At 66.7% G+C, this 24,551-nt stretch carries 25 protein-coding genes; 18 read left to right on the forward strand and 7 right to left on the reverse strand.

The window, feature by feature from the left end; all coding sequences use genetic code 11:
* The first annotated feature begins 195 nt into the window (after window positions 1-195).
* Window positions 196-1,347, forward strand: a complete 1,152-nt coding sequence (locus B4F19_RS09655) for an AAA family ATPase (RefSeq protein ID WP_292734498.1) — start codon at window positions 196-198, stop codon at window positions 1,345-1,347.
* A 28-nt stretch (window positions 1,348-1,375) separates the two neighbouring features.
* Here B4F19_RS09655 and B4F19_RS09660 read toward each other — a convergent pair whose 3' ends face one another.
* Window positions 1,376-2,488: a DUF4349 domain-containing protein gene (locus B4F19_RS09660; protein WP_292734501.1), complete on the reverse strand. Its 1,113-nt coding sequence runs from the start codon at window positions 2,486-2,488 to the stop codon at window positions 1,376-1,378.
* Window positions 2,485-3,042: an RNA polymerase sigma factor gene (locus B4F19_RS09665; RefSeq protein WP_228178113.1), complete on the reverse strand. Its 558-nt coding sequence runs from the start codon at window positions 3,040-3,042 to the stop codon at window positions 2,485-2,487. The genes B4F19_RS09660 and B4F19_RS09665 overlap by 4 nt, the downstream gene beginning before the upstream one ends.
* A 222-nt stretch (window positions 3,043-3,264) precedes the next feature.
* On the opposite strand from B4F19_RS09665, the gene B4F19_RS09670 reads away from it, so the two are divergent.
* The 7 genes from B4F19_RS09670 (at window position 3,265) to B4F19_RS09700 (ending at window position 10,904) form a co-directional block, all read left to right on the forward strand.
* Window positions 3,265-4,368: a TerC family protein gene (locus B4F19_RS09670; protein WP_292734504.1), complete on the forward strand. Its 1,104-nt coding sequence runs from the start codon at window positions 3,265-3,267 to the stop codon at window positions 4,366-4,368.
* Between the two features lie 136 nt (window positions 4,369-4,504).
* Window positions 4,505-5,989 (forward strand): 3-isopropylmalate dehydratase large subunit, encoded by a 1,485-nt coding sequence (gene leuC, locus B4F19_RS09675; protein WP_292734507.1) that lies wholly within the window; start codon window positions 4,505-4,507, stop codon window positions 5,987-5,989.
* A gap of 1 nt (window position 5,990) precedes the next feature.
* A complete protein-coding gene (leuD, locus tag B4F19_RS09680; RefSeq protein WP_228178115.1) occupies window positions 5,991-6,587 on the forward strand; it encodes a 3-isopropylmalate dehydratase small subunit in 597 nt (198 codons plus the stop codon).
* Between the two features lie 69 nt (window positions 6,588-6,656).
* Entirely contained in the window at window positions 6,657-8,024 is a 1,368-nt protein-coding gene (gene murA, locus B4F19_RS09685; protein WP_228178116.1) for a UDP-N-acetylglucosamine 1-carboxyvinyltransferase, read from the forward strand.
* Between the two features lies 1 nt (window position 8,025).
* Window positions 8,026-8,790 carry a lysophospholipid acyltransferase family protein gene (locus B4F19_RS09690; RefSeq protein ID WP_228178117.1) on the forward strand — a complete coding sequence of 255 codons (765 nt, stop codon included), beginning with the start codon at window positions 8,026-8,028 and terminating at the stop codon, window positions 8,788-8,790.
* Window positions 8,780-9,916, forward strand: coding sequence for an NAD(P)H-dependent glycerol-3-phosphate dehydrogenase (locus B4F19_RS09695; RefSeq protein WP_292734511.1), 1,137 nt, complete (start codon window positions 8,780-8,782; stop codon window positions 9,914-9,916). Before B4F19_RS09690 ends, B4F19_RS09695 begins: the two co-directional genes overlap by 11 nt.
* The gene (locus B4F19_RS09700; protein WP_292734514.1) at window positions 9,816-10,904 is read left to right on the forward strand and encodes a D-alanine--D-alanine ligase family protein; all 1,089 of its coding nucleotides are present in this window, start codon (window positions 9,816-9,818) and stop codon (window positions 10,902-10,904) included. Before B4F19_RS09695 ends, B4F19_RS09700 begins: the two co-directional genes overlap by 101 nt.
* Before the next feature lie 27 nt (window positions 10,905-10,931).
* On the opposite strand, the gene B4F19_RS09705 is transcribed toward B4F19_RS09700, so the two are convergent.
* Complete coding sequence (locus B4F19_RS09705) at window positions 10,932-11,435, reverse strand: DUF3515 family protein (RefSeq protein WP_292734517.1); 504 nt, start codon at window positions 11,433-11,435, stop codon at window positions 10,932-10,934.
* 33 nt (window positions 11,436-11,468) lie between these two features.
* Here B4F19_RS09705 and thiL point away from each other — a divergent pair, with 33 nt between their 5' ends.
* Window positions 11,469-12,452, forward strand: coding sequence for a thiamine-phosphate kinase (thiL, locus tag B4F19_RS09710; protein WP_292726119.1), 984 nt, complete (start codon window positions 11,469-11,471; stop codon window positions 12,450-12,452).
* Here thiL and rsmD read toward each other — a convergent pair.
* Window positions 12,422-13,027, reverse strand: coding sequence for a 16S rRNA (guanine(966)-N(2))-methyltransferase RsmD (gene rsmD / locus B4F19_RS09715; RefSeq protein WP_228178122.1), 606 nt, complete (start codon window positions 13,025-13,027; stop codon window positions 12,422-12,424). The two genes, thiL and rsmD, sit on opposite strands and share 31 nt — an antisense overlap.
* A gap of 85 nt (window positions 13,028-13,112) precedes the next feature.
* Between rsmD and B4F19_RS09720 the strand changes: the two genes are divergently transcribed.
* The 7 genes from B4F19_RS09720 (at window position 13,113) to B4F19_RS09750 (ending at window position 18,903) form a co-directional block, all read left to right on the forward strand.
* Entirely contained in the window at window positions 13,113-15,299 is a 2,187-nt protein-coding gene (locus B4F19_RS09720; protein WP_292734520.1) for an ATP-dependent DNA helicase RecG, read from the forward strand.
* Between the two features lie 25 nt (window positions 15,300-15,324).
* A complete protein-coding gene (gene coaD, locus B4F19_RS09725; RefSeq protein WP_228178124.1) occupies window positions 15,325-15,822 on the forward strand; it encodes a pantetheine-phosphate adenylyltransferase in 498 nt (165 codons plus the stop codon).
* A gap of 112 nt (window positions 15,823-15,934) precedes the next feature.
* Window positions 15,935-16,426, forward strand: coding sequence for a YceD family protein (locus B4F19_RS09730; protein WP_228178234.1), 492 nt, complete (start codon window positions 15,935-15,937; stop codon window positions 16,424-16,426).
* Between the two features lie 33 nt (window positions 16,427-16,459).
* The gene (gene rpmF, locus B4F19_RS09735; protein WP_195691641.1) at window positions 16,460-16,669 is read left to right on the forward strand and encodes a 50S ribosomal protein L32; all 210 of its coding nucleotides are present in this window, start codon (window positions 16,460-16,462) and stop codon (window positions 16,667-16,669) included.
* 13 nt (window positions 16,670-16,682) lie between these two features.
* A complete protein-coding gene (gene rnc / locus B4F19_RS09740) occupies window positions 16,683-17,369 on the forward strand; it encodes a ribonuclease III (protein WP_228178125.1) in 687 nt (228 codons plus the stop codon).
* Window positions 17,370-17,387: 18 nt separating this feature from the next.
* A complete protein-coding gene (gene mutM, locus B4F19_RS09745) occupies window positions 17,388-18,332 on the forward strand; it encodes a bifunctional DNA-formamidopyrimidine glycosylase/DNA-(apurinic or apyrimidinic site) lyase (protein ID WP_228178126.1) in 945 nt (314 codons plus the stop codon).
* A gap of 10 nt (window positions 18,333-18,342) precedes the next feature.
* Complete coding sequence (locus tag B4F19_RS09750; protein WP_228178127.1) at window positions 18,343-18,903, forward strand: ATP-binding protein; 561 nt, start codon at window positions 18,343-18,345, stop codon at window positions 18,901-18,903.
* On the opposite strand, the gene B4F19_RS09755 is transcribed toward B4F19_RS09750, so the two are convergent.
* Window positions 18,889-20,514 carry a serine hydrolase gene (locus B4F19_RS09755; RefSeq protein WP_292734523.1) on the reverse strand — a complete coding sequence of 542 codons (1,626 nt, stop codon included), beginning with the start codon at window positions 20,512-20,514 and terminating at the stop codon, window positions 18,889-18,891. The two genes, B4F19_RS09750 and B4F19_RS09755, sit on opposite strands and share 15 nt — an antisense overlap.
* Before the next feature lie 143 nt (window positions 20,515-20,657).
* On the opposite strand from B4F19_RS09755, the gene B4F19_RS09760 reads away from it, so the two are divergent.
* Window positions 20,658-22,388, forward strand: coding sequence for a sensor histidine kinase (locus B4F19_RS09760; RefSeq protein WP_292726131.1), 1,731 nt, complete (start codon window positions 20,658-20,660; stop codon window positions 22,386-22,388).
* Window positions 22,379-23,026: a response regulator transcription factor gene (locus tag B4F19_RS09765; protein WP_228178130.1), complete on the forward strand. Its 648-nt coding sequence runs from the start codon at window positions 22,379-22,381 to the stop codon at window positions 23,024-23,026. Before B4F19_RS09760 ends, B4F19_RS09765 begins: the two co-directional genes overlap by 10 nt.
* A gap of 87 nt (window positions 23,027-23,113) precedes the next feature.
* Here B4F19_RS09765 and B4F19_RS09770 read toward each other — a convergent pair whose 3' ends face one another.
* Window positions 23,114-24,127: a GNAT family N-acetyltransferase gene (locus B4F19_RS09770; RefSeq protein ID WP_292734525.1), complete on the reverse strand. Its 1,014-nt coding sequence runs from the start codon at window positions 24,125-24,127 to the stop codon at window positions 23,114-23,116.
* 14 nt (window positions 24,128-24,141) lie between these two features.
* A complete protein-coding gene (locus tag B4F19_RS09775; RefSeq protein ID WP_228178132.1) occupies window positions 24,142-24,384 on the reverse strand; it encodes a hypothetical protein in 243 nt (80 codons plus the stop codon).
* Window positions 24,385-24,551: the final 167 nt, after the last annotated feature.

Raw genomic sequence — 24,551 nt, forward strand, 5'->3', positions numbered from 1 at the left:
TTTCGTGCGTTCGGGATGCCTGTTCGCGCAGCGGCGCCCTCTGCGGATGAATCTCGCAGGTAGGCGAACTCACCGGCGTAGGACGTTTGAGGGCTCAGTCGTCCTACGCCCAGGATTCCTCCTACCTCGGAAAGTCCATGCGAAGCATCCTGCCTCTGCCTGAGAGCGTCGGAGCGCCGACGTAGGCTGGCGGCCGTGCTGACCACATTGGCAATCGAGGGCTACCGCTCCATCCGAAGCCTGGTCCTGCCGCTCTCGCCGTTGACGGTTGTAACCGGCGCGAACGGAAGCGGAAAGTCGAGCCTGTATCGCTCGTTGCGTCTGCTGGGGGCCGCGGCGCGGGAAGGCGCCATCCGTGCCCTCGCCGCTGAAGGCGGTTTTCCGGGTACGTTGTGGGCCGGGCCTGAGGCCGGCGCGCCGACGAGCGGTCCCGTGCAGGGCACGGTGCGGAAAGGACCGATCGCGCTGCGACTGGGTTTCGGGTCGGATGCCGCGGGCTTCGGCTACGCCATGGATTTTGGCATCCCGATCCCCGCCACAACGATGTTCTGGGCAGACCCCGAGATCAAGGCCGAGGCCGTCTGGGGTGGGTCGGTGCTTCGCAACGGCTCGCTCGTCTGCGAGCGACGCGGCGCGATCTACCGTGTTCGCACCGACGCCGGTTGGCAGATGGCGCAGAGAGGGCTCGCACCGTGGGAGAGCATGCTGGCGGAATTCGGCGACATGGATGCCGCGCCAGAGGTCTTGGGCCTTCGCTCAGGCCTGCGCGACTGGCGTTTCTATGACGCGGTCCGTACTGACGCTGACGCTCCCGCTCGACGTCCCGCCATCGGCACACGGACTCCGATCCTGGCGTCCGATGGGAGCGATCTGGCCTCGGCGCTGCAGACCATCCGGGAGCAGGGTGATCCCCACGCACTCGACGCAGCGATCGAGCTCGCGTTCCCCGGCAGCAGGCTTGTCGTCACTGACCACACGGGGAGGTTCGAACTCTCGCTGCGACAGCCGGGGATGCTGCGGCCCCTGTCTGCGCCCGAGCTGTCCGACGGGACGCTGCGCTACCTCGTGTGGGTGGCGGCTCTCATGAGCACACGGCCCGCGAGCCTCATCGCCGTCAACGAACCCGAGACCAGCCTGCATCCCAGCATCCTGGAGCCACTCGCGGCGATGCTCACGGATGCGGCGACCCGAGCCCAGATCATCGTCGTCTCGCACTCGAAGACGCTCGTCGACGCGCTGGAGAGGTCCGGCGCGACGGTTCACACGCTGGAGAAAACAGGCGGGGAGACGCGACTTCGAGGTCAGGGGTCGCTCGACGCTCCTGCGTGGGTCTGGCCCACGCGCTGATCGCCCGCGAGCGGGCGGTGCCCGCGAGTCAGTCCTCCGAAGCCGGGCTGCGTCGCCGGCGAACCAGAACGACGACTCCCCAGACCAGCCCGCCGACTACCGCGACGACGGCAATCCAGGGGACGAGGAAGCCGAGCGCAACAACGATGCCGTTGAGCGTTGCGACCAGACCGTTCCAGCCGGCCACCAGGCCGTCCCAGAACCCCGCGGGGTTGGCGTCGACAGCCTCGTGACGCACGGTGATTGACACGCTCAGCGACGACATCGCGACCTGGTCCTCGAGCGTCTCGAGCTGCTGCTGGTAGGACTCGAGCGTCGCCTGCCGCTCGGCGAGCGCAGACTCGGCGGCGATCAGGTCCGACACCGACCCCGCCTGCGCCATGAGTTCCACCAGGCGGTCGACTGACGCCTGTGCGGCATCCACCCTCGCCTGCAGGTCGACGACCTGGTCGGTGACATCGAACCGGTCGATCGAGGATGCCGTCACCTCACCCACCTGCTCCAGGTCGGCCATGGCGGCAGTGAGCTCATCGGCGGGTACGCGCACGGTTATCCAGCCGTTGGTCACCGCGACGGTGGGGTCTGCCAGGTCGACGGGCATTCCGGTGTATCCCGATCCGATGCTCATCGACTCGACGTACCCGCCGCGCGCGTCAGCTCCCGCCGCGATCTGGTCTGCGGCGGCGCGCACGTCGTCGACGACGACTGTTGCAGATGAGGAGGCGATGATCGAGCGGCCGGAGTCGTCGACTGCCGATTCCGCGCTTTTGGCGCCGCCCGAACTGTCGACGACCGCTCCGTCCGTGAGCGCGATCTCGCCGCCCGACATGCCGCCATCCATGGACATGTCGGCTGACATCATGCCGCTGTCCGCGCTCTCGTTCGCACTCAGTCCGCTGAGCACGGCAGGCGAGATGATGGCCGCGACTGCGACAACCGCCGCAGCTGCTGCTCCCGTCATCCATACCCGGCCGCGCCGCACGGAACGGCGAACGGATGCCGCACGCTCACCTTCGATGGCCGTGAAAACATGGTCTTCCATCACTGCGACGCGGTCATCGTCAAGCGGCGGAAGGGCGGGGCGCGTCTCGGTTTCCGGGAGTCGGTCCGCGCCGGAAGGCTGCGGGTTTTCGGTGTTCATGTGCTCTCCTTGGCAACGGTCCGCAGACGCGTGCGGATGCGGGAGAGACGGTTGCGGACAGCGCCGTGGGGGATGCCGAGATGCTCGGCCGCGGCGCTGTAGGCATAGCCTTCGGCGGCGCACAGCCGCAGGATCTCCCGATCGGTGTCGGAGAGCGTCGCGATCTCAGCAGCGATGAGGCGAAGGTACTCCTCGTCGATCATCTGCTGTTCGACATCCACCGCCGCGGGAAGCGTGTCATCTGCCACCGCCGCGGTGTTCTCTCTATCTCTCCGCTGAGCTCGCATCCGGTTCGCTGCCTGGAAGCGGCAGATGGTTGCCAGCCACGGCAGCAGCGAGTCAGACGCCAGGTCGAGCTCGGGCAGCTTCCGCCAGGCGACGACGAACGTCTCCTGCACGACATCCTCGGCATCCGAGGAGTCACCCAGGAGCCGGTGCGCGATCCAGTACAGCGGCCGAACGTAGGCGCGATACAGCAGCCGGAAGGCCTGTTCGCTGCCGCCGGCGGCTCGGGCGACGAGTTCGGCATCGCCCGTGGTCACTGAATCGGTCATCGGTTCCCCTGTATCGCGTCGCGGATCGGCGCGCCTCATTGTCTCTCACCCCGTCAGTGTCGGCGTCCGGCGATTCGTCTCACGTAGTCTGGAGCGGCGAGAGGGAGTATCCCGTTCTTGCGCGTTCGTCATCACGGGCCGAAGGCCCCGGGCGCGCACCGCCACCTGGCGGGGGAGAGACTTTCGGTGCCCACACCTGCCCGCCTGCCGTGAAAGGCCCTCGTGGATCTCACCCTCCCGCTCTGGTTCGAGATCGGTTCGCTCGTCGCGCTGACTCTCATCCTCATCGCCGACTTGCTCATCATCCTCAAGCGCCCCCACATTCCCTCGACCCGGGAGTCGACGCTGTGGGTTGTCTTCTACGTGACGCTCGCGCTGATCTTCGCCGGGCTGATGTGGTTGATCGCCGGTGGTGAGTACGCGGGCCAATTCGTCGCCGGATGGCTCACCGAGTACAGCCTGTCGATCGACAACCTGTTCGTTTTCGTGCTCATCATGAGCCAGTTCGCGGTGCCACGGCGCTACCAGCAGGAAGTGCTGATGGTGGGCATCATCATCGCCCTCGTCCTGCGGGGACTGTTCATCCTCGCCGGCGCCGCGATCATCGAGAACTTCAGCTGGGTCTTCTACATCTTCGGCGCGTTCCTCGTCTGGACCGCCTACCGACAAGCCTTCCCCGGCGACGATCACGACGAGGACGTCAAGAAGGAGAACTTCGTCGTTCGTATCGTGCGGCGCACCGTCGACATCAGCGACCACTACGACGGAGCGAAGATACGCACCGTGGTCGATGGCAAGAAGATGTTCACGCCAATGATCATCGTGTTCGTCGCCATCGGCGTCACCGACCTCATCTTCGCGATCGACTCGATCCCCGCGATCTTCGGCATCACTCAGAGCGCCTTCATCGTGTTCACCGCGAACATCTTCGCCCTCATGGGGCTGCGCCAGCTCTACTTCTTGCTCGGCGACCTGCTCGACCGACTCCGCTACCTGCACTACGGCATCGCCTTCATCCTCGCCTTCATCGGCGTGAAGCTGTTCTTGCATGCGATGCACGTCAACGAGCTGCCGTTCATCAACGGGGGAGAGCCGATCGAGTGGGCGCCTGAGATCTCCACGCTCATGTCGCTCGGCGTCATCGTGATTTCGATGGTTGTCGCCACAGTCGCAAGCCTCGTCGCCTCGTCGCGCGAGCGCCGAGCGGCAGGTCAAGCGGAACCCGCGGACCCGGCGGATGCGGCATCCGTCGTCGCCGACGAGAAGGGCACGCCCTCGACGGTGGAGCCGCCCACGCCGAGCGAGCGCTCCGACGAGCGTCCCTGACACCGGTGGTATTCTGACCGAATGCGGATCGCTCGCCTCCTTCTTAGCGGCCGCGACGGGTCCTAGTTCTCAGGCCATCCCCGTCGCGGAGTTTCGTCGCGGGCTTGAACCACCTTTTCCTGGAACGAAAGAGCTCATGAGCGAATCCACCATCGATGTCGGCATTCCCGATCACCCCCGAACCCTGGCTGAGAAGGTCTGGGACGACCACCTGGTCGTGAAGGGCGAAAACGGTCAACCCGACCTCATCTACATCGACCTGCACCTGGTCCACGAGGTGACGAGCCCGCAGGCCTTCGACGGGCTTCGCGCCGAGGGTCGCCCGGTGCGACGCCTCGACCTGACGATCGCCACCGAAGACCACAACACCCCGACGCTCGATATCGACAAGCCGATCGCGGATCTCACCAGTCGGACCCAGATCGAGACGCTGCGCCGCAACGCCGAGGAGTTCGGCGTTCGCCTGCACTCGCTTGGCGACAAAGAGCAGGGCATCGTCCATGTTGTCGGCCCTCAGCTCGGCCTGACGATGCCCGGCATCACCGTCGTCTGCGGCGACTCGCACACCTCGACCCATGGCGCGTTCGGCGCGATGGCGTTCGGCATCGGCACGAGCGAGGTCGAGCACGTTCTCGCTACCCAGACGCTGCCTCTGAAGCCCTTCAAGACGATGGCGATCACCGTCGAGGGGGAGCTCAAGCCCGGTGTGACGGCCAAGGACATCATCCTGGCGGTCATCGCGAAGATCGGCACCAACGGGGGCCAGGGGTACGTCCTCGAGTACCGCGGCTCTGCGATTCGGTCCCTCTCCATGGAGGGACGGATGACGATCTGCAACATGTCGATCGAGGCCGGTGCCCGCGCGGGCATGGTCGCCCCGGATGAGACCACCTTCGCCTACCTCGAGGGGCGTCCCCACGCGCCGAAGGGCCAGGACTGGGAGGATGCCGTCGCGTACTGGCGAACGCTGCCCAGCGACGAGGGCGCCGTCTACGACGCCGAGGTCTTCATCGACGCTAACGAGCTCGAGCCCTTCGTCACCTGGGGGACCAACCCCGGTCAGGGCGTGTCGCTCAGTGACCGCGTACCCTCGCCCGAGTCGTTCACCGACCCCAACGAGCGTGCCGCGGCCGAGCGTGCCATCGAATACATGGACCTGGTCCCCGGGACGCCTCTGAAGGAGGTCCCGGTGGATGCCGTGTTCATGGGTTCGTGCACCAACAGCCGCATCGAAGACCTTCGCGCCTTCGCATCGATCATCCAGGGGCGCACAAAGGCCGAGAACGTCAGGGTCATGGTCGTTCCGGGATCGGCTCGGGTACGGCTCGAGGCCGAGGCTGAGGGTCTCGACAAGGTCTTCACCGACTTCGGCGCCGAGTGGCGCTTCGCGGGGTGCTCGATGTGCCTGGGCATGAACCCCGACCAGCTGGCACCCGGTGAGCGGTGCGCGTCGACCTCCAACCGAAACTTCGAGGGCCGCCAGGGCAAGGGTGGGCGCACTCACCTGGTCTCGCCCCTCGTAGCCGCAGCCACCGCTGTGCGAGGTACGCTGTCGAGCCCGAGCGATCTCGAGCCGCTCGCGGTCAGCGAAACGGTTACTGCCAGCGGAGCGGAGGCCTGACATGGACAAGTTCACAACTCACACCGGTGTCGTTGCGCCCCTGAAGCGCTCGGCAGTCGACACCGACCAGATCATCCCCGCCGTCTACCTGAAGCGCGTCACGAAGACCGGCTTCGAGGACGCGTTGTTCGCAAACTGGCGTCAGGATCCCGAATTCATCCTGAACCAGCCGACCTTCGCGAACGCTTCGATCCTTGTCGCCGGTCCCGACTTCGGTACGGGATCCAGTCGTGAGCACGCGGTCTGGGCGCTCCGCGACTTCGGTTTCCGGGTTGTCCTCAGCCCCAAATTCGCCGACATCTTCCGCGGCAATTCGGGCAAGCAGGGCCTGCTCACCGGTGTCGTCAGCGAGAGCGACCTCGAGGCGATCTGGGCCGCGATCGATGCCGAGCCCGGTGTCCAGATGACGGTGGACCTCGAGGCGCGCAGCGCGACGATCGGCGACCTTCAGGTCGCTTTCGAGATCGACGATTACACTAGATGGCGGCTCCTGGAGGGGCTCGACGACATCGGGCTCACACTGCGAAACGAAGAAGCGATCACCCAGTTCGAGTCGCGCCGCGCATCCTGGCGGCCGCGAACCCTCCCCGTTCCGTAGCCGACTACCGAGGCATCAGCAGACCCGATCGGTCCAGCGATGCCGAGATACAAGTGAGGTTCACCCCGGATGAAGACGCTTCTGAGCGACGACGCCGCGCAGGCGGCAGCTACCGAACCGACCGGCGAGGTGCTGCTGGTGCGCGGCGGACGTCCGCTCCGGGGACGGGTCACCGTCACTGGCGCGAAGAATCTCGCGACCAAGGCGATGGTGGCATCGCTGCTCGGCGACTCTCCCAGCACCCTGCGCGATGTGCCGCAGATCAGCGATGTCCGGGTCGTCCGTTCGCTGCTCGAAGTTCACGGGGTCAAGGTCAGCGACGGAGCAGAACCGGGCTCGCTCGTGCTCGATCCGACGGATGCCGTGTCGGCCCACATGGAAGAGATCGACGCCCACGCCGGTGCTTCCCGCATTCCGATCCTCTTCTGCGGTCCGCTCCTGCACCTGCTCGGTGAAGCGTTCATCCCCGACCTCGGCGGGTGCCGAATCGGCGACCGCCCGATCAACTTCCACCTGGATGCACTTCGTCAGTTCGGAGCGGTCGTCGAGAAGCTGCCGACCGGCATCCGGCTCTCGGCGCCCGAGGGGCTCCACGGCGCGAACATCGAACTGCCCTACCCGAGCGTCGGAGCCACCGAGCAGGTGCTGCTGACCGCCGTGCGTGCCGCCGGTGTGACCGAGCTTCGGGGCGCGGCTATCGAGCCCGAGATCATGGATCTGATCGCTGTGCTGCAGAAGATGGGCGCGATCATCTCTTACGAGCCCAACCGCGTCATCCTCATCGAGGGCGTCGACGAGCTCACAGGGTACGACCACCGCTGCATCTTCGACCGCAACGAAGCCGCGTCGTGGGCGTCCGCCGCACTGGCGACCGATGGTGACATCTTCGTCGAGGGCGCGAAGCAGCAGGAGATGCTCACCTTCTTGAACATCTACCGCAAGGCCGGTGGCTGGTTCGACGTGCGCGAGGACGGCATCCAGTTCCGCCGCGGCGGACCCCTCAAGCCGGTCATCGTCGAGACCGACGTGCACCCCGGGTTCATGACCGATTGGCAGCAGCCGCTCATCGTCGCGCTCACGCAGGCCGAAGGCGAGTCAGTCGTGCACGAGACGGTTTACGAGAACCGGTTCGGTTTCACTGACGCCCTGAACAAGATGGGAGCCAGCATCGCCGTGCACCGCGATGGCCTGGACGCGCCGTACCGTCGCGTTCCGCGGCGCGCTCTCGAGCAGGCAGCCGTCGTGACCGGTCCTACGCCGCTGCACGGGGCTGACGTCGTCGTGCCCGACCTGCGCGGCGGGTACAGCCACCTGATTGCGGCGCTCACCGCCGACGGGGAATCCACCGTCCGTGGCGTCGGGATTCTGAGCCGCGGCTACGAGAAGCTCTTCACGAAGCTTTCGGCGCTCGGCGCAGATTTCGATATCGTCGGCTGACATGGGCGACCCCAAACCGCGAGCCTCCTCGGAGAAGACGCGGCCCAGCCTCTTCTGGCCGTTGGCAGCCATTGTCGTGCCGCTGCTGGGAATCCTGGCGCGTGTCGACATCACCGATGGCCACAAGCTGCCCCGCGAAGGAGCATTCGTGCTCGCGCCCAACCACATGAGCGAGTTCGATCCGATCATCGTTGCGCGCGCCGTGTGGGGGATGGGACGGGCGCCTCGCTTCATGGCCAAGGAGAGCCTGTTCCGGGTCCCTGTCCTGGGCGCGATCCTTCGTGCCACAGGCATGATCCCGGTAGCGCGCGCATCGTCTGCCGGCTCTGCCAAGCAGACCATGGCGCAGGCGGAGCATTTGGTGGAGGCAGGTCGCGGCGTGATCGTCTACCCCGAGGGCAGCCTCACGCGCGACCCGGACCTGTGGCCCATGCGGGGAAAGACCGGAGCCGTGCGCCTGGCGCTCGAGGGCGGCATCCCGCTGGTCCCTGTGGCGCACTGGGGTGTGCAGCGCATCCTGCCGCGCTACGGCAAGCTCAGCCTGTGGCCGCTGCGCAAGCGTGTACGCGTGCTGGTGGGCGACCCGCTGGATCTCTCGGCTTTCGCGGGGCGGACGCGCGAGGCATCCGCCCTTGTCGCGGCCACCGATCTGCTGATGGCCGAGATCGCACGTCTCGAGGGCGTGCTGCGCGGCGAGACCCCTCCAGCGGAACGCTGGGATCCGGCATCCCACGGGCAGAAGGAGACCGGGCGTCTTGAGTCGTAAAGAGGATGCCGCCCGTCCCCGGGTGACCGTGGTCGGTGCCGGCAGTTGGGGCACGACCTTCGGCAAGGTGCTCGCCGACGGTGGTGCCCGTGTGACGATGTGGGCTCGGCGCCCCGAGCTTGCCGCTGAAATCACCGAAGCCAAGCGCAACAGCCACTACCTGCCGGGCATAAACCTTCCTCGGCACATGACCGCGACCTCCCGTCTGGAGGAGGCTATGGCGGGGGCCGAGCAGATCTACCTGTCAGTGCCGAGCCAGGCCCTTCGGCAGAACCTGAAGACGATCCGTCCGCTCATCGCCGATGCCGGTGTTCCGGTCGTGTCGCTGATGAAGGGCGTCGAGCGCAAGACCGGTCTGCGGATGAGTCAGGTGATCGAGCAGGAGCTGCGGTGCGATCCTGACCTCATCGCTGTCGCATCCGGGCCTAACCTGGCCCTGGAGATCGCGAAAGAACAGCCGACCGCGGCGGTCATCGCATCCAGCAGCCAGGAGACAGCGGATGCCGTCGCCCGGCGAGCCCGCAACTCGTATTTCCGGACGTTCGTGAACACTGACGTCGTCGGTACAGAATTCGGCGGCGTGCTCAAGAACCTGATCGCCGTCGCGATCGGCATCGTCGACGGCGTCGGTTACGGCGAGAACACGAAGGCGTCGATCATCACGCGCGGCCTTGTCGAAATGACAGACTTCGCTGTCGCACAGGGCGCCCACCCCGCTACCCTGCAGGGACTCGCGGGGCTTGGTGACCTGATCGCGACGTGCCAGTCACCGCTCAGCCGAAACAACACAGCCGGCCGTCTTCTCGGCCAGGGCTACAGCTTCCAGGATGTGGTGAAGCAGATGGAGCAGACCGCCGAAGGTCTTGCGTCTGTTGCCCCCGTCTTGGCGCTTGCCGCCGAGGCCGGCATCGACATGCCGATCGTTGAGCAGGTGAAGATGGTTCTGGACGGCACGATGAATCCCCGCGATATCGCGCCGCACCTCACAACGGATGACGACGAACCCCAGGGCGAGAGGACGCAGAATGGCACAGGCGACGGTGGCGGTGCTGTTTGGCGGTCGCTCCAGCGAGCACTCGATCAGCTCCGTCACGGCGGGAGGGGTGCTGCGGGCACTCGACCGTGAGCGTTTCCGGGTCATTCCGGTCGGCATCACCCGCGACGGCATCTTCGTCCTCGAAGAGGACGACCCCGACAAGTTCGCGCTCGACGCTGCGCACCTTCCCGAGGTGAGCGACAACGGCACGCGCGTGCTCTGGCCCGAAGGCGGTGCCGACCGCGTGCTCCGCGTACGCCACGCTGACGGGAGCGTCGACACGCTCGGTTCACTCGAGGTTGTGCTGCCGATCCTCCACGGAGTCCACGGCGAGGACGGCACCGTTCAAGGTTTTCTCGACACCCTCGGCATCCCGTACGCGGGAGGCGGTGTGTTGGATTCGGCGCTATGCATGGACAAGCACTTCATGAAGATCGTGCTGCAGGCATCCGGGGTGACCGTCGCGCCCTGGGTGACGATCACACGCGATTCTTGGGCGGCGGATCCGGATGCTGCGCGAGCGGCTGCGCGCGCTCTCGGCGTTCCGAACTTCGTCAAGCCCTCTCGGGCCGGATCCAGCGTCGGTGTCTCGAAGGTGCACGATTGGGATGAGTTCGACGCCGCTGTCGAGCTCGCGCTCGCCGAAGATGACAAAGCGCTCGTGGAGACCGCCATCGTCGGGCGCGAGATCGAGGTCGCCGTGCTTGCGTCGCCGGGGGCGGCACCTGCACGTGCATCGTTGCCGGGCGAGATCGTGCTGACAACGCGCGAGTTCTATGACTTCGAAGGCAAGTACCTCGGCGGCGACGGTGCCGAGGTCGTGTGCCCCGCCGCGCTTACAGAAGACGAGGTTGCGGCGCTGCAGGCGGCGGCAGTCCGTGCCTTCGAAGCCGTTGGCGGGCGAGGACTCGCGCGCGTGGACTTCTTCCTCACTCCCGCGGGGATCTACGTCAACGAGCTGAACACGATGCCCGGCTTCACGCCGATCTCGATGTTCCCGAAGTGTTGGATCGCCTCGGGGATGACCTACACCGAGTTGATCAGCGACCTTCTGGACACCGCCCTCGCGCGCACCTGACCGCCACGCATCGAAGCCGGCGCGGAGTCAGCCCTCGGCGGATGAGGAGCCGCTGACCTGGTCAGTGCACTGCAGACCGTTCACGGGGAGCGTGTCGACGATGATGTTCCCGAGTGTGTCGAGGACCTCGGCGCTCGAGACTGTGTCGCTGTCGAGGTAGACCTGCACCGCGGGATCGGTGCCGAACGAGGTGATCCGGTAGTAGGGCGCGTCGGTGTCGTCGACGATCCAGTCGACACCGCTGAGGGTCGAGCACGGAAGGGTCGTCGGACCGGGAACATCAACGCCGCAGGCGACGATGATGTTGCTGCCGCCGCCCTGCTCTCCCCACGCGCCAGTCGCCTGGGCATCCGTCCAGCGACGCTCGAAACCGTCGAGGGTCTGCGGGAACCGTACCGTCACCTCAGCACAGCGCGGGTTGTTCGCGTCGGGCACCGGTTGCAGCGAGACCGTCGTGCTGCACGCCGCGAGGGCGACCATGCTCGTCGCGCACATCACCATCACGGCGATGGTGCGACGGGCAAGAGGCATTGGTCCAATCTACCGCCGCGGTAGCGTGGGACGATGCAGGATCCCTGGGTTGGTGAGCTCTCCGAGGGCGAGATACTGTCAGCAATCCTGCGGGAGCTGGGGCCTTCGGCGGCCGAGGTGGGGCCGGGTGATGACGCGGCAGTGCTGACGGCATCCGATGGTCGCGTGGTCGCGACGGTCGACACTCTCGTGCATGGTCCGGACTTCCGCCTCGCCTGGTCGAGTGGGTTCGACCTCGGATGGAAAGCGGCAGCCGTCAACCTCGCCGATATCGCCGCGATGGGTGCGCGCCCGACATCGCTCCTCGTCGCCCTCGCAATGCCCGATGCCACCCGCCTCTCCTTTGTCGTCGACCTTGCCCGCGGGCTTCGTGCCGGGTGTGAAGCCCTCGCACCCGGTTGCGTCGTGGAGGGCGGCGACCTGACGGTATCGGATGTCCTCACCGTCGCGGTGACCGCGCTGGGCACCCTCGAAGGTCGCCCCGCGGTGCGCCGGTCAGGGGCTCGGCCTGGAGACGTCGTCGCTGCCACGGGGCGTCTCGGGGATGCCGCTCGCGGCTTGCGCCTGCTTTTCGACCGCTTCCGGGATGCCGCCGGCAACCCGGTCCCCGTGGACCGGGCGGATCTGACAGCCGACGAGGCTCGGGAACTCGACGCGCAACTGCGGCCCGCGCCGGGCATCACCGACGGGGTGCGGGCAGCCCTCGCCGGCGCCACGGCAATGATGGATCTGTCGGACGGCCTCGTCCTCGACGCCGGGCGCATGGCCGCGGCATCCGGTGTCACCCTCGATCTGCGTCGCGACGCGCTCGGGCCTCACCCCGACGACGCGCTCTCCGGCGGTGAGGACCACGGCCTGCTCGCGACGTTCCCGGCGACGGATGCTGTGCCCGACGCCTTCCAAATCATCGGGGTGGTCCGCGAGCACGGAGAGACGCCGGTCCTGGTCGACGGGGCACCCTTCGAGGGCAGCGGTGGGTGGGATCCCTATCGTGACTGGGATTCGTCGCGCGGCTGATCGTCGGCGTCAGCGACGCTGGGTGCGCACCGGAGCCACCAGATCGCGGTGTCACCGTACCGGCGGTGACGCGCGAGCGTGAGTCCGGCCGGAAGAGCGGGTTCGGGCGATCGTGCGGCACGCTCGGCCACGACGATCGCATCCGGCGCGAGCGAGGGGACGAGAAGCCGCAGGGTTTGGGCGAGGTCGTCCTCACCGAGGTCGTACGGGGGATCGATGAAGACGAGCTCGTACGGTTCGTGCGGGGCGGCGAGGTAGGCATCCGCTGCGGTTCGATGCACGCGGTACGCGCCGCCGACAGCGTGCCGCACGCGCCCCGCGTTGCGTTCGATGACGCTCGCTGCCCGCGGCGACTTCTCGACGAGGTCGACGGATGCCGCGCCGCGGCTGAGCGCTTCCAGCCCCAGCGCCCCCGACCCGGCGTAGAGGTCGAGTACCCGGGCGCCGGCGATGGCCCCTGACGCGTCGAGCGAGCCGAAGACCGATTCGCGGACCCGGTCGCTGGTCGGTCGCGTGCCGCTTTCCGGAACCTCGAGGCTCAGGGAGCCGGCGGCCCCGGCGATGATCCGTGTCACGCGTCCACTGTACAAACCGGTACAGCGCCGCCGCGGGCGCTCACCCGGTCTTCGCGCGTCGGAGGCTCTGCCTAAACTCAGGTGCATGGTCGCTCTCACGCTGTCGTCGCGACTGGACGGCGCGCTCGGCGGCAAAACGGCCAAGGCACTCGAGCGTGCGTTTGCGATGCGCACGGTGGGTGACCTGCTCGAGCACTACCCACGCCGTTACGCGCGCCGCGGAGAGCTCACACCCATCGCGTCTCTGCCGATCGGCGAACCGGTCACGATCGTCGCCGAAGTCCGCAGGGCGTCCGAGCGACGGATGCAGAATCGCCGGGGTTCTCTGCTCGAGGTGGTGATCAGCGACGGCAACGGGGAACTCACCCTGACGTTCTTCAACCAGGCGTGGCGGATGAGAGAGCTGGTCCCCGGCAGGCGCGGGGTGTTCGCCGGCAAGGTGGGCGAGTACCGCCGTTCGTTGCAGCTCGCGCACCCGGACTATGAGCTGTTCGACGACGAAGACCGAGCGAGGGCGACGGCAGAAGCCACCGCTAACCTTCCCGTGCCGATCTACCCGGCCACCGCGTCGCTGGCCAGCTGGCAGATCGCGAAGTTCGTCGGGATGGTCCTCGACGGCCTCGACGATCTGCCGGAGCCGCTGCCCGAGGATCTGCGGCGGGCGCATGGTCTGCTGTCGTATCGCATGGCGTTCGAGCGCATCCATCGCCCGGACTTTCCCGACCAGGTTGAGCCCGCGCGGCAGACCTTGCGCTGGCATGAGGCGCTGGTGCTGCAGACGGCCCTGCTGCAGCAGCGACAGTTCGTGCGCGCGATGTCGGCGACCCCGCGTGAGCCCGGCGCACTCCTCGATCGGTTCGACGCCTCGTTGCCCTTCAATCGAACTCCGGATCAGATCACTGTCGGTGACCAGATCGCCCGGGATCTGGTCGGCGAGTGGCCGATGAATCGGCTCGTTCAGGGTGAGGTCGGGTCGGGCAAGACGCTCGTGGCGCTGCGCGCGATGCTGCAGGTGGCCCAGAGCGGCGGCCAGTCCGCGCTCATCGCTCCGACCGAGGTGCTCGCTTCTCAGCATCTGCGCTCGATCGCTCGGATGCTCGGCCCCGACCTGGCGGTCGAGCTCATGCCGACACTGCTGACCGGTCAGTTGACGGCGGCCGAGCGGCGTCGTGCGGCGCTGCGCGTGGCATCCGGGCAGTCGCGCATCGTCGTGGGCACGCACGCGCTCCTGAGCGACGCGACGACCTTTGCCGACCTCGGGCTGGTCGTCGTTGACGAGCAGCACCGGTTCGGTGTGGACCAGCGTGAGGCGTTGCGGGCAAAGGGGACCACCCCGCACGCTCTCGTGCTCACCGCCACGCCGATTCCTCGAACGGTTGCGATGACCGTCTTCGGTGACCTCGACGTCTCCACGATTCGGTCGATGCCCGCGGGACGAGCCGGTATCGAATCGTTCGTTGCGCCGGTCGCCGACCGCCCCGCGTGGTTCGCGCGCGTGTGGGAGCGCGTGGCCGAGGAGGTGGCCCAGGGGCGCCAGGCCTTCGTCGTGTGCCCGTCGATCGATGCCGCCGCATCCGGCAAGCCGGCAGCAGACGAGGTAGCCGAGGTTCCGGCAGCCGAGTCTGCCACAGCCGCGGCAGAGGAGTCCTCGCGTAAGACGCGCTGGGGCGTGGTGCAGGTCGCCGAACTGCTGTCGCGGCATCCGGCATTCGACAAGCTCTCGGTTGAGATCCTCCACGGCAAGATGCCCGCAGAGCAGAAGGATGCCGTCATGCAGGCCTTCGCGGCGGGGAGTATCGATGTGCTCGTGGCAACAACTGTCGTCGAGGTGGGCGTGGACGTTCCGAACGCCTCGACGATGGTGATTCTCGAGGCCGACCGATTCGGCGTGTCTCAGCTGCATCAGCTGCGTGGCCGCGTCGGCCGCGGTTCCGTGCCGGGGCTGTGTCTGCTCGTGACCGAGAGCGAGGTAGGCACGTCGGGGCGTGAGCGCGTGGAGGCCGTGGCGGCGACCCTCGATGGATTCGCCCTCGCCGAAGTCGATCTCGAACTGCGCGGCGAGGGTGACGTGCTGGGTGCAGCGCAGTCCGGCGCCAGATCGTCGCTGCGCCTGCTGCGCGTCGTGACGGATGCCGATCTCATCGCCCGCGCTCGGTCAGCAGCTGAAGACATCCTGGCCAGCGATCCGGCGCTGCTGTCTCACCGACCGCTCTCGGATGAGATCGAGCGGCGGGTCGGCCAACAGGAGCGGGCGGCTCTCGCCAAGAACTGATGCTGACCCCCGATAGGCTGAAGGCATGAACAGTCGGATCGCCGTGGTTCCGGGTTCCTTCGATCCGCCGACGCGGGGTCACCTCGACGTCATCCGTCGCGCGGCGAGACTGTACGACCAGTTGCACGTGGTCGTCGTACACAACCCCGGCAAAGAAGCGATGCTTCCGATTGCGCAGCGGCTGTCTCTGCTGGAGCAGTCCATCGCTGAGGCAGACATCGAGGGCAGCGTTGTCGTTGCCTCCTGGAGCGTCGGCCTGCTCGTCGACTACGCGCGCGATGTCAACGCCGGCGTGCTCGTCAAGGGCATCCGTTCGCAGGCGGATGTCGTCTACGAAGTACCCATGGCGGTCGTCAACCGTGACCTCGCGGACGTGGAGACCGTCTTCTTGCTGCCCGATCCCTCGCACGCGATGGTGTCGAGCTCACTGGTGCGGCAGGTGGCAGCCCTCGGCGGCGACGTATCGGCCTATGTCCCGCCCGCGGTAGCTCGATTCCTGCACACCGGCGGCCACGACCTCTGACCCGGCACCGAGACTGCTCTCTCCCACGCGGGTAGCATGGACCCCCGTGAGTAGGCAGCACTCCGGACCGTTCGTCGTCCCCGTCCGCGACATCACGCACCGTCCCGGCGAAATGCGGGAGTTCTCTCTGGAGATACCGGCCCCGCAGAAGTGGGGCGAAGGGTTGGTCTCCGTCGCGGAGGGCGAGCCGCTCGTTCTGGACGTGCGTGTGGAGAGCGTCCACGAGGGGATTCTCGCCACCGGCGAGGTCGACACCGAGTACACCGGGGTGTGTGGACGGTGTCTGGGGGAGGTCGCCGAGAGCGTCCGCGTCGCGTTCCAGGAGCTTTTCGCGTATCCTGGGCAGGAAGAAACTGACTTCGAGGTTCAAGACGACCACGTGGATCTTGAAACTCTGGTCAGGGATGCGGTAGTCCTGTCGCTTCCATTTCAGCCGGTGTGTCAGCCGGATTGCCCCGGCCTTGATCCGGTCACGGGTGAGCGACTGACCGAGAGCACCGGTTCGCCCGCGAGCGAACCCATCGATCCCCGGTGGGCGGCGCTCCAGGGCTACAGCACCCAGGACGACACCACAGACCACGGCGACCACGACGCACGCGCGTGAGTGGCTGCCGAGAAGAAAGAGATGAGCTGAACAATGGCTGGTAACCCCCCGAAGCGCAAGGTCTCGCGTTCGAACACCCGCTCGCGCCGTGCGCAGTGGAAGGCCGACGCGCCCACCCTCGTCAAGACCGTTGAGAACGGTAAGACCGTCTACAGCCGCCCGCACCAGGCGAAGGTCGTCACCGACTCGCAGGGCACCGAGCTGTTCCTGGAGTACAAGGGCCGCAAGGTCGCCGACGTCTGAGCGTCGTAGCGACGTGACGACTCGCGAGTCCGCTGAACTCGCGCAGAAGCTCGGGGTCGACATTGACCCCGAGCTTCTCGCGCTGGCACTGACCCACAGGTCCTGGGCGTACGAGAACGGCGGAGTTCCTCACAACGAGCGACTTGAGTTCCTCGGTGACTCAGTACTCGGCCAGGCAGTTACGGTGCGGCTGTTCCGCGCGCATCCCGAGCTCGACGAGGGTGCGCTTGCCAAGCGCCGCGCTGCCGTCGTGTCGACCGTCGCGCTGGCAGAGGTTGCCCGGGGCATCGATCTCGGCGCCTATGTCAAGCTCGGGCGCGGCGAGGAACAGACCGGAGGCCGGGAGAAGGACTCGATCCTGGCCGACACCATGGAAGCAGTGTTCGGGGCCACCTATCTGTCGGCGGGGCCGGATGCGGCATCCGACCTGGTTCTACGGCTCATTGAGCCACTGCTTTCCGACCCCGACCGGTACGGCGCCGCAGTCGACCCGAAGACCGCATTGCAAGAGCTTGCCGCCCGTCGCAGCGTCGCTCCGCCGGCGTACGAGGTCTCATCGACCGGGCCCGATCATGACCGCCGCTTCACCGCTGTCGTGGTCGTCGGCGACCACCGAGCCGAGGGTGTCGGCACCAGCAAGAAGCACGCCGAAATGGCCGCTGCCCTCCGGGCCTGGCGCGACCTCACCTCGCGTAGCTGACATCGGGGCCTGAGCACGGTGCCTGAGCTTCCCGAGGTCGAGGTTGTCCGCGCTGGTCTCGCGCCGGCTGTCACGGGTGCCGTGATCGAGGCGGCAACCGTCTCCGATGATCGCGCACTGACGCGGCATCCCCCGGGAGCGTCAGACTTCGAGACACGTCTCCTCGGCCGCACCCTGGAGGGTCCGGCGAGACGGGGGAAGTTCCTGTGGATTCCGCTGGCGCCCCGTGATCCCGGCGCACCGCCGACGGAGGCCCTTGTCGCTCACCTCGGTATGAGCGGACAGATGCTGCTGCGCCCTTCCGGGGCGCCTCCGGAGCGGCACGAGCGCGTGCGGCTCGACATTCGGCATCCGAATCACGGCGACCTTGCCGTCGTCTTCGCCGATCAGCGCACGTTCGGCTCGCTCGCGATCGACCCACTTCAGGGCACGCGAGATGGACTCGCTGGCGGATACGGCACTGACGACGCCCTCGTCCCGGCTCAGGTCGCGCACATTGCGCGCGATCCCCTGGATCCAGGATTCGACGTTCGGGCCTTTCGCCGCACTCTGGAGCACAAGGCGTCTGCCATCAAGCGCGTGCTTCTGGACCAAACCGTGGTGTCGGGCATCGGGAACATCTACGCCGACGAGTCGCTGTGGGCGGCGCGGATCCACCCCGATACTTCAGCCTCGCACCTGACCACGCGGGCCGTCCATCGCCTCATCGCCGAGGTGCAGGCCGTGCTCGAGAAGGCTCTCGCCGACGGCGGAACGAGCTTTGACGCCCAGTACGTCAACGTGAACGGGCAGGCCGGATACTTCGCGCACTCCCTGAATGCGTACGGACGCACCGGCCAGCCGTGCGCACGGTGTGGTGCCCCCATCGTGAAGGTATCGTTCACGAACCGCTCCTCCCACTTCTGTCCGCACTGCCAACGTCCGCCCCGCACGAAGGCCTCGGCTTCCGCGGGCCTTCCCTAACGGAGCCTCCATGCGCGTCGTCATCTCGGGAACCCACGGCAGTGGCAAGAGCACGCTGCTCGGCGACTTCGTGGCTTCCCACCCCGAGTGGCACGTTCTGCCCGACCCCTACGAAGACATCGATGCCGCAGCAGACGAACCCGGGGCACTGTTGTTCGCGCATCAACTCGGCATCGCGGCATCTCGACTGCTCGAGCCGGCTCCAGGGCCGGTGCTCGCCGAGCGGGGGCCCCTGGACTTTCTTGCCTACCTCTCGGCGATGCAGTCCCTGGGCAGAGCGATCGTTGACTCCGAGCTGATCGAGCGCGGATATGAGCTGACAGCGGCGGCGATGCACTCGGTGGACCTTCTGGTGATTCTGCCCCTGAACCGACGGGATGCGATATCCATCGGCGAGAGCGAAGACCTCGAGCTTCGCGATGCGATGGATATCGCTCTGCTGGAGTACGCCGATGATTCGGATCTCATCGGGAACGCAACGGTGACGGAGATCGCGGGTGATCGTGATCGACGGCTGCTCTTGCTCGAACGAGCTGTCCGAGAACACCGCGACGCGTCAGTTGCTTCCTGAGCCAGCCAGCGTCCAGGTTCCCAACCCCTGCCGGTTGAAGAACTCCATCGTCAGTGCCGTCACGGCGCCGCCTGTGCGGGAAAAGGTCGCGGACGATCTCGAGCCCGGGGGCGCATTCTCGCCCGTCGGAGTGAAGGCAAACGTGTCGGCATCCCACGGATCAAGCGTCACGACGTACGCGCCATCCGGCCCGAGAGCTGCGCGCAGTTCGCCTGCTTCTTCGCTCACCGCCAGTTCGCCGTAGTACGGGTTCGTGTATGTCCCGACGTAATCGGATGCCGGTGCAGGAGGCGACGCATCCGCAGGTGGCGTTTGTTCGACGAGGTCACCGGTCGGGGCGTAATAGGACCCGATCGCCGCGTTGAAGTCTGTCACCCAGTCCCGGGTGACATAGCCGTATTGCACCAGATCCAGGAACTCCGCGTTGATGGCCTCCGGTACGCCCTGGGGTCCACCGTTGGTCAGGGTCACGATGCCCAGATCAAGACTCGGGACCAGCCGATAGCTCGTTGCCGCGCCCAGGATGAAGGCGCCCGAGTGACTGATCGAGGTTCGGCCACTCAGCTCCGTGCCCGTGTTGAACCCGAAGCCGTACATGCTCGTGCGCGCCGTGTTCGATACCGGATGCCCGCTGATCATTTCGCCCGTGGTGGCAGCTGTCAGCGCTGCCGGATCGATGTACTCGGCCCCGGCGATCTTCCCGTCCGAAAGCACGACATTCATCCAGGCGGCGAGATCGAGCACGGTGGACGAGACCCCTCCCGCGGGGGACTGGGGATCAGGATCTCGCTCGGAGAGCGGGACGAACTCGCCATCAACGAGGACGTGGATCGTTGCGCGGTTCGACTGCGCGAGAAAGTCGGCGTACCGGGCGCTCGAGGACGTCATACCTATCGGCTCGAAGAGCAGCTCGTCGATGGCATCCTCCCACGGCTTGTCGAGAGCGGCGGCTGCCGCTTCGGCACCGACGGTGATCCCGAAGTTCGAGTAGTTGTAGGTCGACCGGAACGCTGACAGCGGCTGCAGGTACAGATGTTCCATGATGTAGTCGCGGTCGTAACCGAGGTCCTCGAGATCGTCGCCGGCTCCGGTGGCAAGTCCCGTCCGGTGCGAGAAGTAGTCGCCGATTGTGGCGTTGCGGGTCACGTACGCATCAGAGAGCGCGAATCCTGGCAGTTCCTCGACCACGGGAGTGTCCCAGGTCACGGCGCCCTCCGTGATGGCCTTGGCGACGGCGGTCGCAGACAGGGACTTCGATACCGAGGCGATTTGGAACACGGTCTGCGCGTCGACCGTGTCATCGGTGCCCGCCGTCTTGACGCCGAAACCATCGCTGTAGACGATCTCGCCATCGTGGACCACCGCAACGGCGAGCCCCGGGACCCCGCTTTGCTCAAGCGCTGCGTCGATGAGGCCCGGCAAGGCATCAACGGCCTTCGTCACCGCCGCTGAGACCGACTCAGCCGGGAGGGCGATGGCATCTTCTCCCGGGTTGGGTTGGGTCTGCACCGGGATCGTCGCCGGTGGCGAGGTATCCGTGCAGCCGGTCAGGGCGACGAGAACGCTCGCTGACAGTGCGAGAACGGTGCAGCGTGCCGAAGGTCTGGACATCGGGTGCTCCTTGACGGGGTGCGCGGGGGCTTCATCAAGTCTTTTGTGTTGTCCGCGCCGCCTCCATAGACGTAGGTCCATGGGAACCCGCGGGTTGGGGCGCGATAGTTGTCTGCGTGGTCGATGTGTCAGGCTCGAGGCTCATGAGCTCGAGTCCGCCCGGCATCCGTGCCCAGCCGAATCCGTCCCATGCGCCGGGTGCGTTTCTGGTGGCGCTCGTCGCGAGCCTGGGCATCCTGCTCGCGGGAATGCAACTTGCCGTGATCCTGCCGGGATCGCAGCAGCCCGTCACAGCCGTCCTCATCGTGTACACCGCTGTCTTCGTCGTGTACATCGGGGCGGGAGTTCTGGCCTGGATGCGGCGACCGTCCAACGGAATGGGACCTCTGCTGATTGCGGCCAGTCTCGCGGTGTATGCCGGAAACCTCGGCAACGCTTCGGTTGTAGTTCTCGCGCTGGTCGGTGACGTTTTCGCGACTGTCGTGTTCGCGGCGATCGTGCAGCTGCTGTTGGCTTTTCCCTCCGGACGGCTGCGCGGCACAGTGTCGCGCGTGGTGGTTTCTGCTGCGTACGCGGTTGCGGTGCTCCCTGGAGTCGGTGCTCTCATCGCCCCGGGAGATCCGCAGGCTCAGGACGTCTTCGTGCTGACGCAGCGCCTGGGCGGGCTCGCCGTCATGGTGGTGACAGCTGGGCTTCTCGCGCGTACGGTCCTGGCAGCCGACGCCGTCTTCCGGCGGCTCCTTCTGCCGCTGTACGGGTACGGCATTTTCGCGGTGCTGGCTGTGCCGGCAAGCGCGGCGCTCTTCGACGTCCTCGGCGCCCAGGGCTCTGTGGCGCTCGCGACGATACAGCTCATCATCCTCGCGGGCGTTCCCGTCGCTTTTGTCGCGGTCATCCTGCGTGGCGGTTTTCCGCGCAGCGGCGGGTGGGAAGAGTTGAGTGAGGCCCTCGCGGTGGTCAGGGAGGGCAAAACGCCCCTGCGGGATGCGCTTGCTCGCACGCTCGGAGACGAGACCTTGCGCCTCGTGTTCACGGGCGAGGACGGTGCGTGGATCGACGAGCGCGGCGAGATCATCGATCCGCCGCCGGTCGGCGGTCAGCGCGCGCTCATCCCCGTCATGGTGGAGGGCCGCACCGTTGCATCGATCGAATACGATCCGCGGCTCACGGTCGATGGGGACTACGTCCGCCGAGTCGGTCAGGTCATTGCCGTCGCGATCGATCGCGCACGCTTGTCGGTCGAACTGCTGCGCAGCCGGCGCGAACTGATGGCATCCCGGGCGAGGTTGGTCGACGCCGCCGACCGGGAGCGGCTGCGGATTGCCCAGGACCTTCACGATGGGCTGCAGATGCAGCTGGTGCTCCTCGCGCTCGAAGCGCAGCAGATCGCGAACGCTGCTGAGGAAGGCGAGGCGACCAGTGCCCGCTCGCGAGTGCTCCGCGTGAACATCGATGCTGCCGCGAGTGACTTGCGCCGGCTCGTGCACGATGTTCTGCCGTTGCCCCTGGTCGGTCGCGGACTCGGCAACGCCATCGAGGATCTCGTTGACCGGATGCCGATTCCCACGGCGTTGGAGATGACATCGCTTGAGGAGATTCCCACGGCGGCGGCGACCACGGCGTACTTCGTGGTTGCCGAGGCGCTTACCAATGCCGTGAAGCATGCTCACGCCGACCGCGTCACGGTGACCGTCGCCCGAGTCGATGACGTGCTTCGCGTGTCGGTGACCGATACCGGTGTCGGTGGAGCGCACGTCGAGGGGCGAGGACTGGGCGGTCTCGTCGACCGCGTTGAGGCTGTCGGCGGCTCGCTGACCGTGACCTCGGTGGTGGGGGCGGGTACGAATCTGAGGATGGAGATCCCGTGCGGGTAGTGATCGCTGAAGACGAAGCGTTGTTGCGGCAGGGACTTGCCCTGGTTCTCGAACAGGACGGGTTCGAGGTCGTCAGCGCGGTGGGAACCGCCGCCGAGCTCGAGGACGCCGTTGGTGAACATCAGCCCCAACTGGTGATTACAGACATCCGGATGCCGCCGACGTTCACGGACGAGGGACTCGTGGCCGCGCACCGCATTCGCGCATCGTCGCCCGATGTAGCAATCGTCGTTCTGTCCCAGCACGTACAGCGCCGCTACGCGATCGAACTCGTCGGCACGGGTCAGGGCAAGGTCGGCTACCTGCTCAAGCAGCGCATCGCGGATGTTCGTACCTTCACGCAAGACTTGCGACGCGTCGTTCGCGGGGGGACGGCGCTGGACCCCGACGTGGTCGAGATTCTCCTCTCACGTGCCCAGGTGCTCGGCGGTGGTGTCGAGCGACTGACGCCTCGTCAACGCGAGGTGCTCGGCTACATGGCCGAAGGGCGCAGCAACAGTTGGATTGCGGGCGCCATCGGGTTCTCCGAGAAAGCTGTCGTCCAGCACACGTCGAAGATCTACGACGCCCTCGGTCTCGCGGTCGATGCGGACGACCATCGTCGCGTGCTTGCCGTGCTTCGCTATCTCACCCGCTGACGGCGTCGGTGCTGGCGTCGGATGCGGGCGCGAGCGTCTTCTTCCACGCGCCGATGTAGGCGACCGGGCGGAACCCGATCTCTTCATTCACGGCCAGCATGGGCCGGTTCTCCTCGGCGTTGTAGTGAGAATCCGCTGCGTGTGTGGCGCCAGTTCGCGCCAGCGAAGCAGCGCAGCGGTCTTGATCAGCATCCCGAGTCGGTGACCGCGGTGCTCGCGAAGCACCAGTGTGTCCTCCTGGTGCGTCACGGGGTGCCCAGGGCTCGACGCCAGCTCGGTGAAGGCAACCAGTCGACCCGACGCGCGATCGCGCGCCGCGACAACGAGCACGTCGCGCCCGCCCTCGATCCAATGGGTGTCGTGTTCGAGTATCCGGGCCGCATCCCAGCTTTCCTCGGCGATCTCCATGCCCGCGCTCGGTGCGTCCACACTCATTCGCGACTTCATCCAGGCGTAGTCGGCCACGAACTCCGGGGGAGTCGGCGGACGCCACGAGACGAGCTCGTACCCGGCTGACGCCACGGACGCCTGCTGATGGAGCTCGCTCACCAGATCGACACTGGTGGCCGAAAGGTCGAGGATGCTCTTGCGTTCGACCTGTTCCAGCGCGTAGCCGTGGCGAAGTGCGAATCGCGCAGCGTGATCGAGCGGAATCCGCCCGAAACCGGTCGGCGGAGCAAGTTGCTCACCGTCTGCGGTCGGGTGTTCGATCCATGACTCGATGACGCGACGCTCGTTCTCGGCGGCAGCCGCCTCGAGGATGCCGAGTGCCGCCGTTCCGACGCCATGACTCCACGCGTGGCGGCGAAGTTCGATCTGCGCGTAGGCAGCCGTGGCGTCCTCGTCGTGAGGGAGATCAAGCCCCGCGCGTCCCACGAACTCACCGCCGGACCACACCCCCCAGATGAGTCGCTGCGCGAACGGAGATGGCCGATAGAGGGGGAGAAGCACGGCGGGATCGAGTTCCTCGTCTCGGTTGCCGCTGATCTCGTCATAGACGATGTTGCGGACCCTCACCATCTCGAGGAAGTCTGCCGCCTCGGGGGCGTGGAGACTGCTCGGGATGGTGAGGGGCCGGATGTCGGGTGTTGCGGTTGTCACGTCGGATCCTTCGATCAGCGGGCGTTCAGATGCCAGGCGGCCAGGCGGACGGCCTGAGCTGCGCGCTCTTCGCGCGCACGCTCCTGGTCGTACCGGAGGCGTGCGACTTCGCGCTGTTCCCGGGAAGCAGCACGACGGAGGTGCTGCGTGAGCACCCAGACGGCTACCCGAAGGCTTGCGCGCTCGGCGAGCGTCAGATGTCGACGGACGTGGGGGTGGGTGGTGAGAGCCTCGACGGGCTCGAGCGTGGTGTACATGAGAGACCTTTTGGTCGGCTGCGAATGCCGGTGTTCTTCCGGCATGCAGCGGGGAGGCATCCGTGCGCTGGCCAGCGGGTCAGTGCAGATGCGGAGAAGTGAACGGACAGGTAGTCCGTGGGGCCGGAACCGACGAGGTCCGGTGGCTCAACCAGCGCGCGTTACGC

It is taken from the genome of Microbacterium sp. UBA1097, assembly GCF_002313585.1.
GTDB lineage: Bacteria > Actinomycetota > Actinomycetes > Actinomycetales > Microbacteriaceae > Microbacterium.

Bases quoted from the DNA above. Each gene is read 5' to 3' on its own strand.
- B4F19_RS09660 (WP_292734501.1), bottom strand. From the start codon at position 2,488: ATGAACACCGAAAACCCGCAGCCTTCCGGCGCGGACCGACTCCCGGAA.
- B4F19_RS09665 (WP_228178113.1), bottom strand. From the start codon at position 3,042: ATGACCGATTCAGTGACCACGGGCGATGCCGAACTCGTCGCCCGAGCC.
- leuC (WP_292734507.1), top strand. From the start codon at position 4,505: ATGAGCGAATCCACCATCGATGTCGGCATTCCCGATCACCCCCGAACC.
- leuD (WP_228178115.1), top strand. From the start codon at position 5,991: ATGGACAAGTTCACAACTCACACCGGTGTCGTTGCGCCCCTGAAGCGC.
- murA (WP_228178116.1), top strand. From the start codon at position 6,657: ATGAAGACGCTTCTGAGCGACGACGCCGCGCAGGCGGCAGCTACCGAA.
- B4F19_RS09690 (WP_228178117.1), top strand. From the start codon at position 8,026: ATGGGCGACCCCAAACCGCGAGCCTCCTCGGAGAAGACGCGGCCCAGC.
- B4F19_RS09700 (WP_292734514.1), top strand. From the start codon at position 9,816: ATGGCACAGGCGACGGTGGCGGTGCTGTTTGGCGGTCGCTCCAGCGAG.
- B4F19_RS09705 (WP_292734517.1), bottom strand. From the start codon at position 11,435: ATGCCTCTTGCCCGTCGCACCATCGCCGTGATGGTGATGTGCGCGACG.
- thiL (WP_292726119.1), top strand. From the start codon at position 11,469: ATGCAGGATCCCTGGGTTGGTGAGCTCTCCGAGGGCGAGATACTGTCA.
- B4F19_RS09720 (WP_292734520.1), top strand. From the start codon at position 13,113: ATGGTCGCTCTCACGCTGTCGTCGCGACTGGACGGCGCGCTCGGCGGC.
- coaD (WP_228178124.1), top strand. From the start codon at position 15,325: ATGAACAGTCGGATCGCCGTGGTTCCGGGTTCCTTCGATCCGCCGACG.
- B4F19_RS09730 (WP_228178234.1), top strand. From the start codon at position 15,935: ATGCGGGAGTTCTCTCTGGAGATACCGGCCCCGCAGAAGTGGGGCGAA.
- rpmF (WP_195691641.1), top strand. From the start codon at position 16,460: ATGGCTGGTAACCCCCCGAAGCGCAAGGTCTCGCGTTCGAACACCCGC.
- B4F19_RS09750 (WP_228178127.1), top strand. From the start codon at position 18,343: ATGCGCGTCGTCATCTCGGGAACCCACGGCAGTGGCAAGAGCACGCTG.
- B4F19_RS09755 (WP_292734523.1), bottom strand. From the start codon at position 20,514: ATGTCCAGACCTTCGGCACGCTGCACCGTTCTCGCACTGTCAGCGAGC.
- B4F19_RS09760 (WP_292726131.1), top strand. From the start codon at position 20,658: ATGAGCTCGAGTCCGCCCGGCATCCGTGCCCAGCCGAATCCGTCCCAT.
- B4F19_RS09775 (WP_228178132.1), bottom strand. From the start codon at position 24,384: ATGTACACCACGCTCGAGCCCGTCGAGGCTCTCACCACCCACCCCCAC.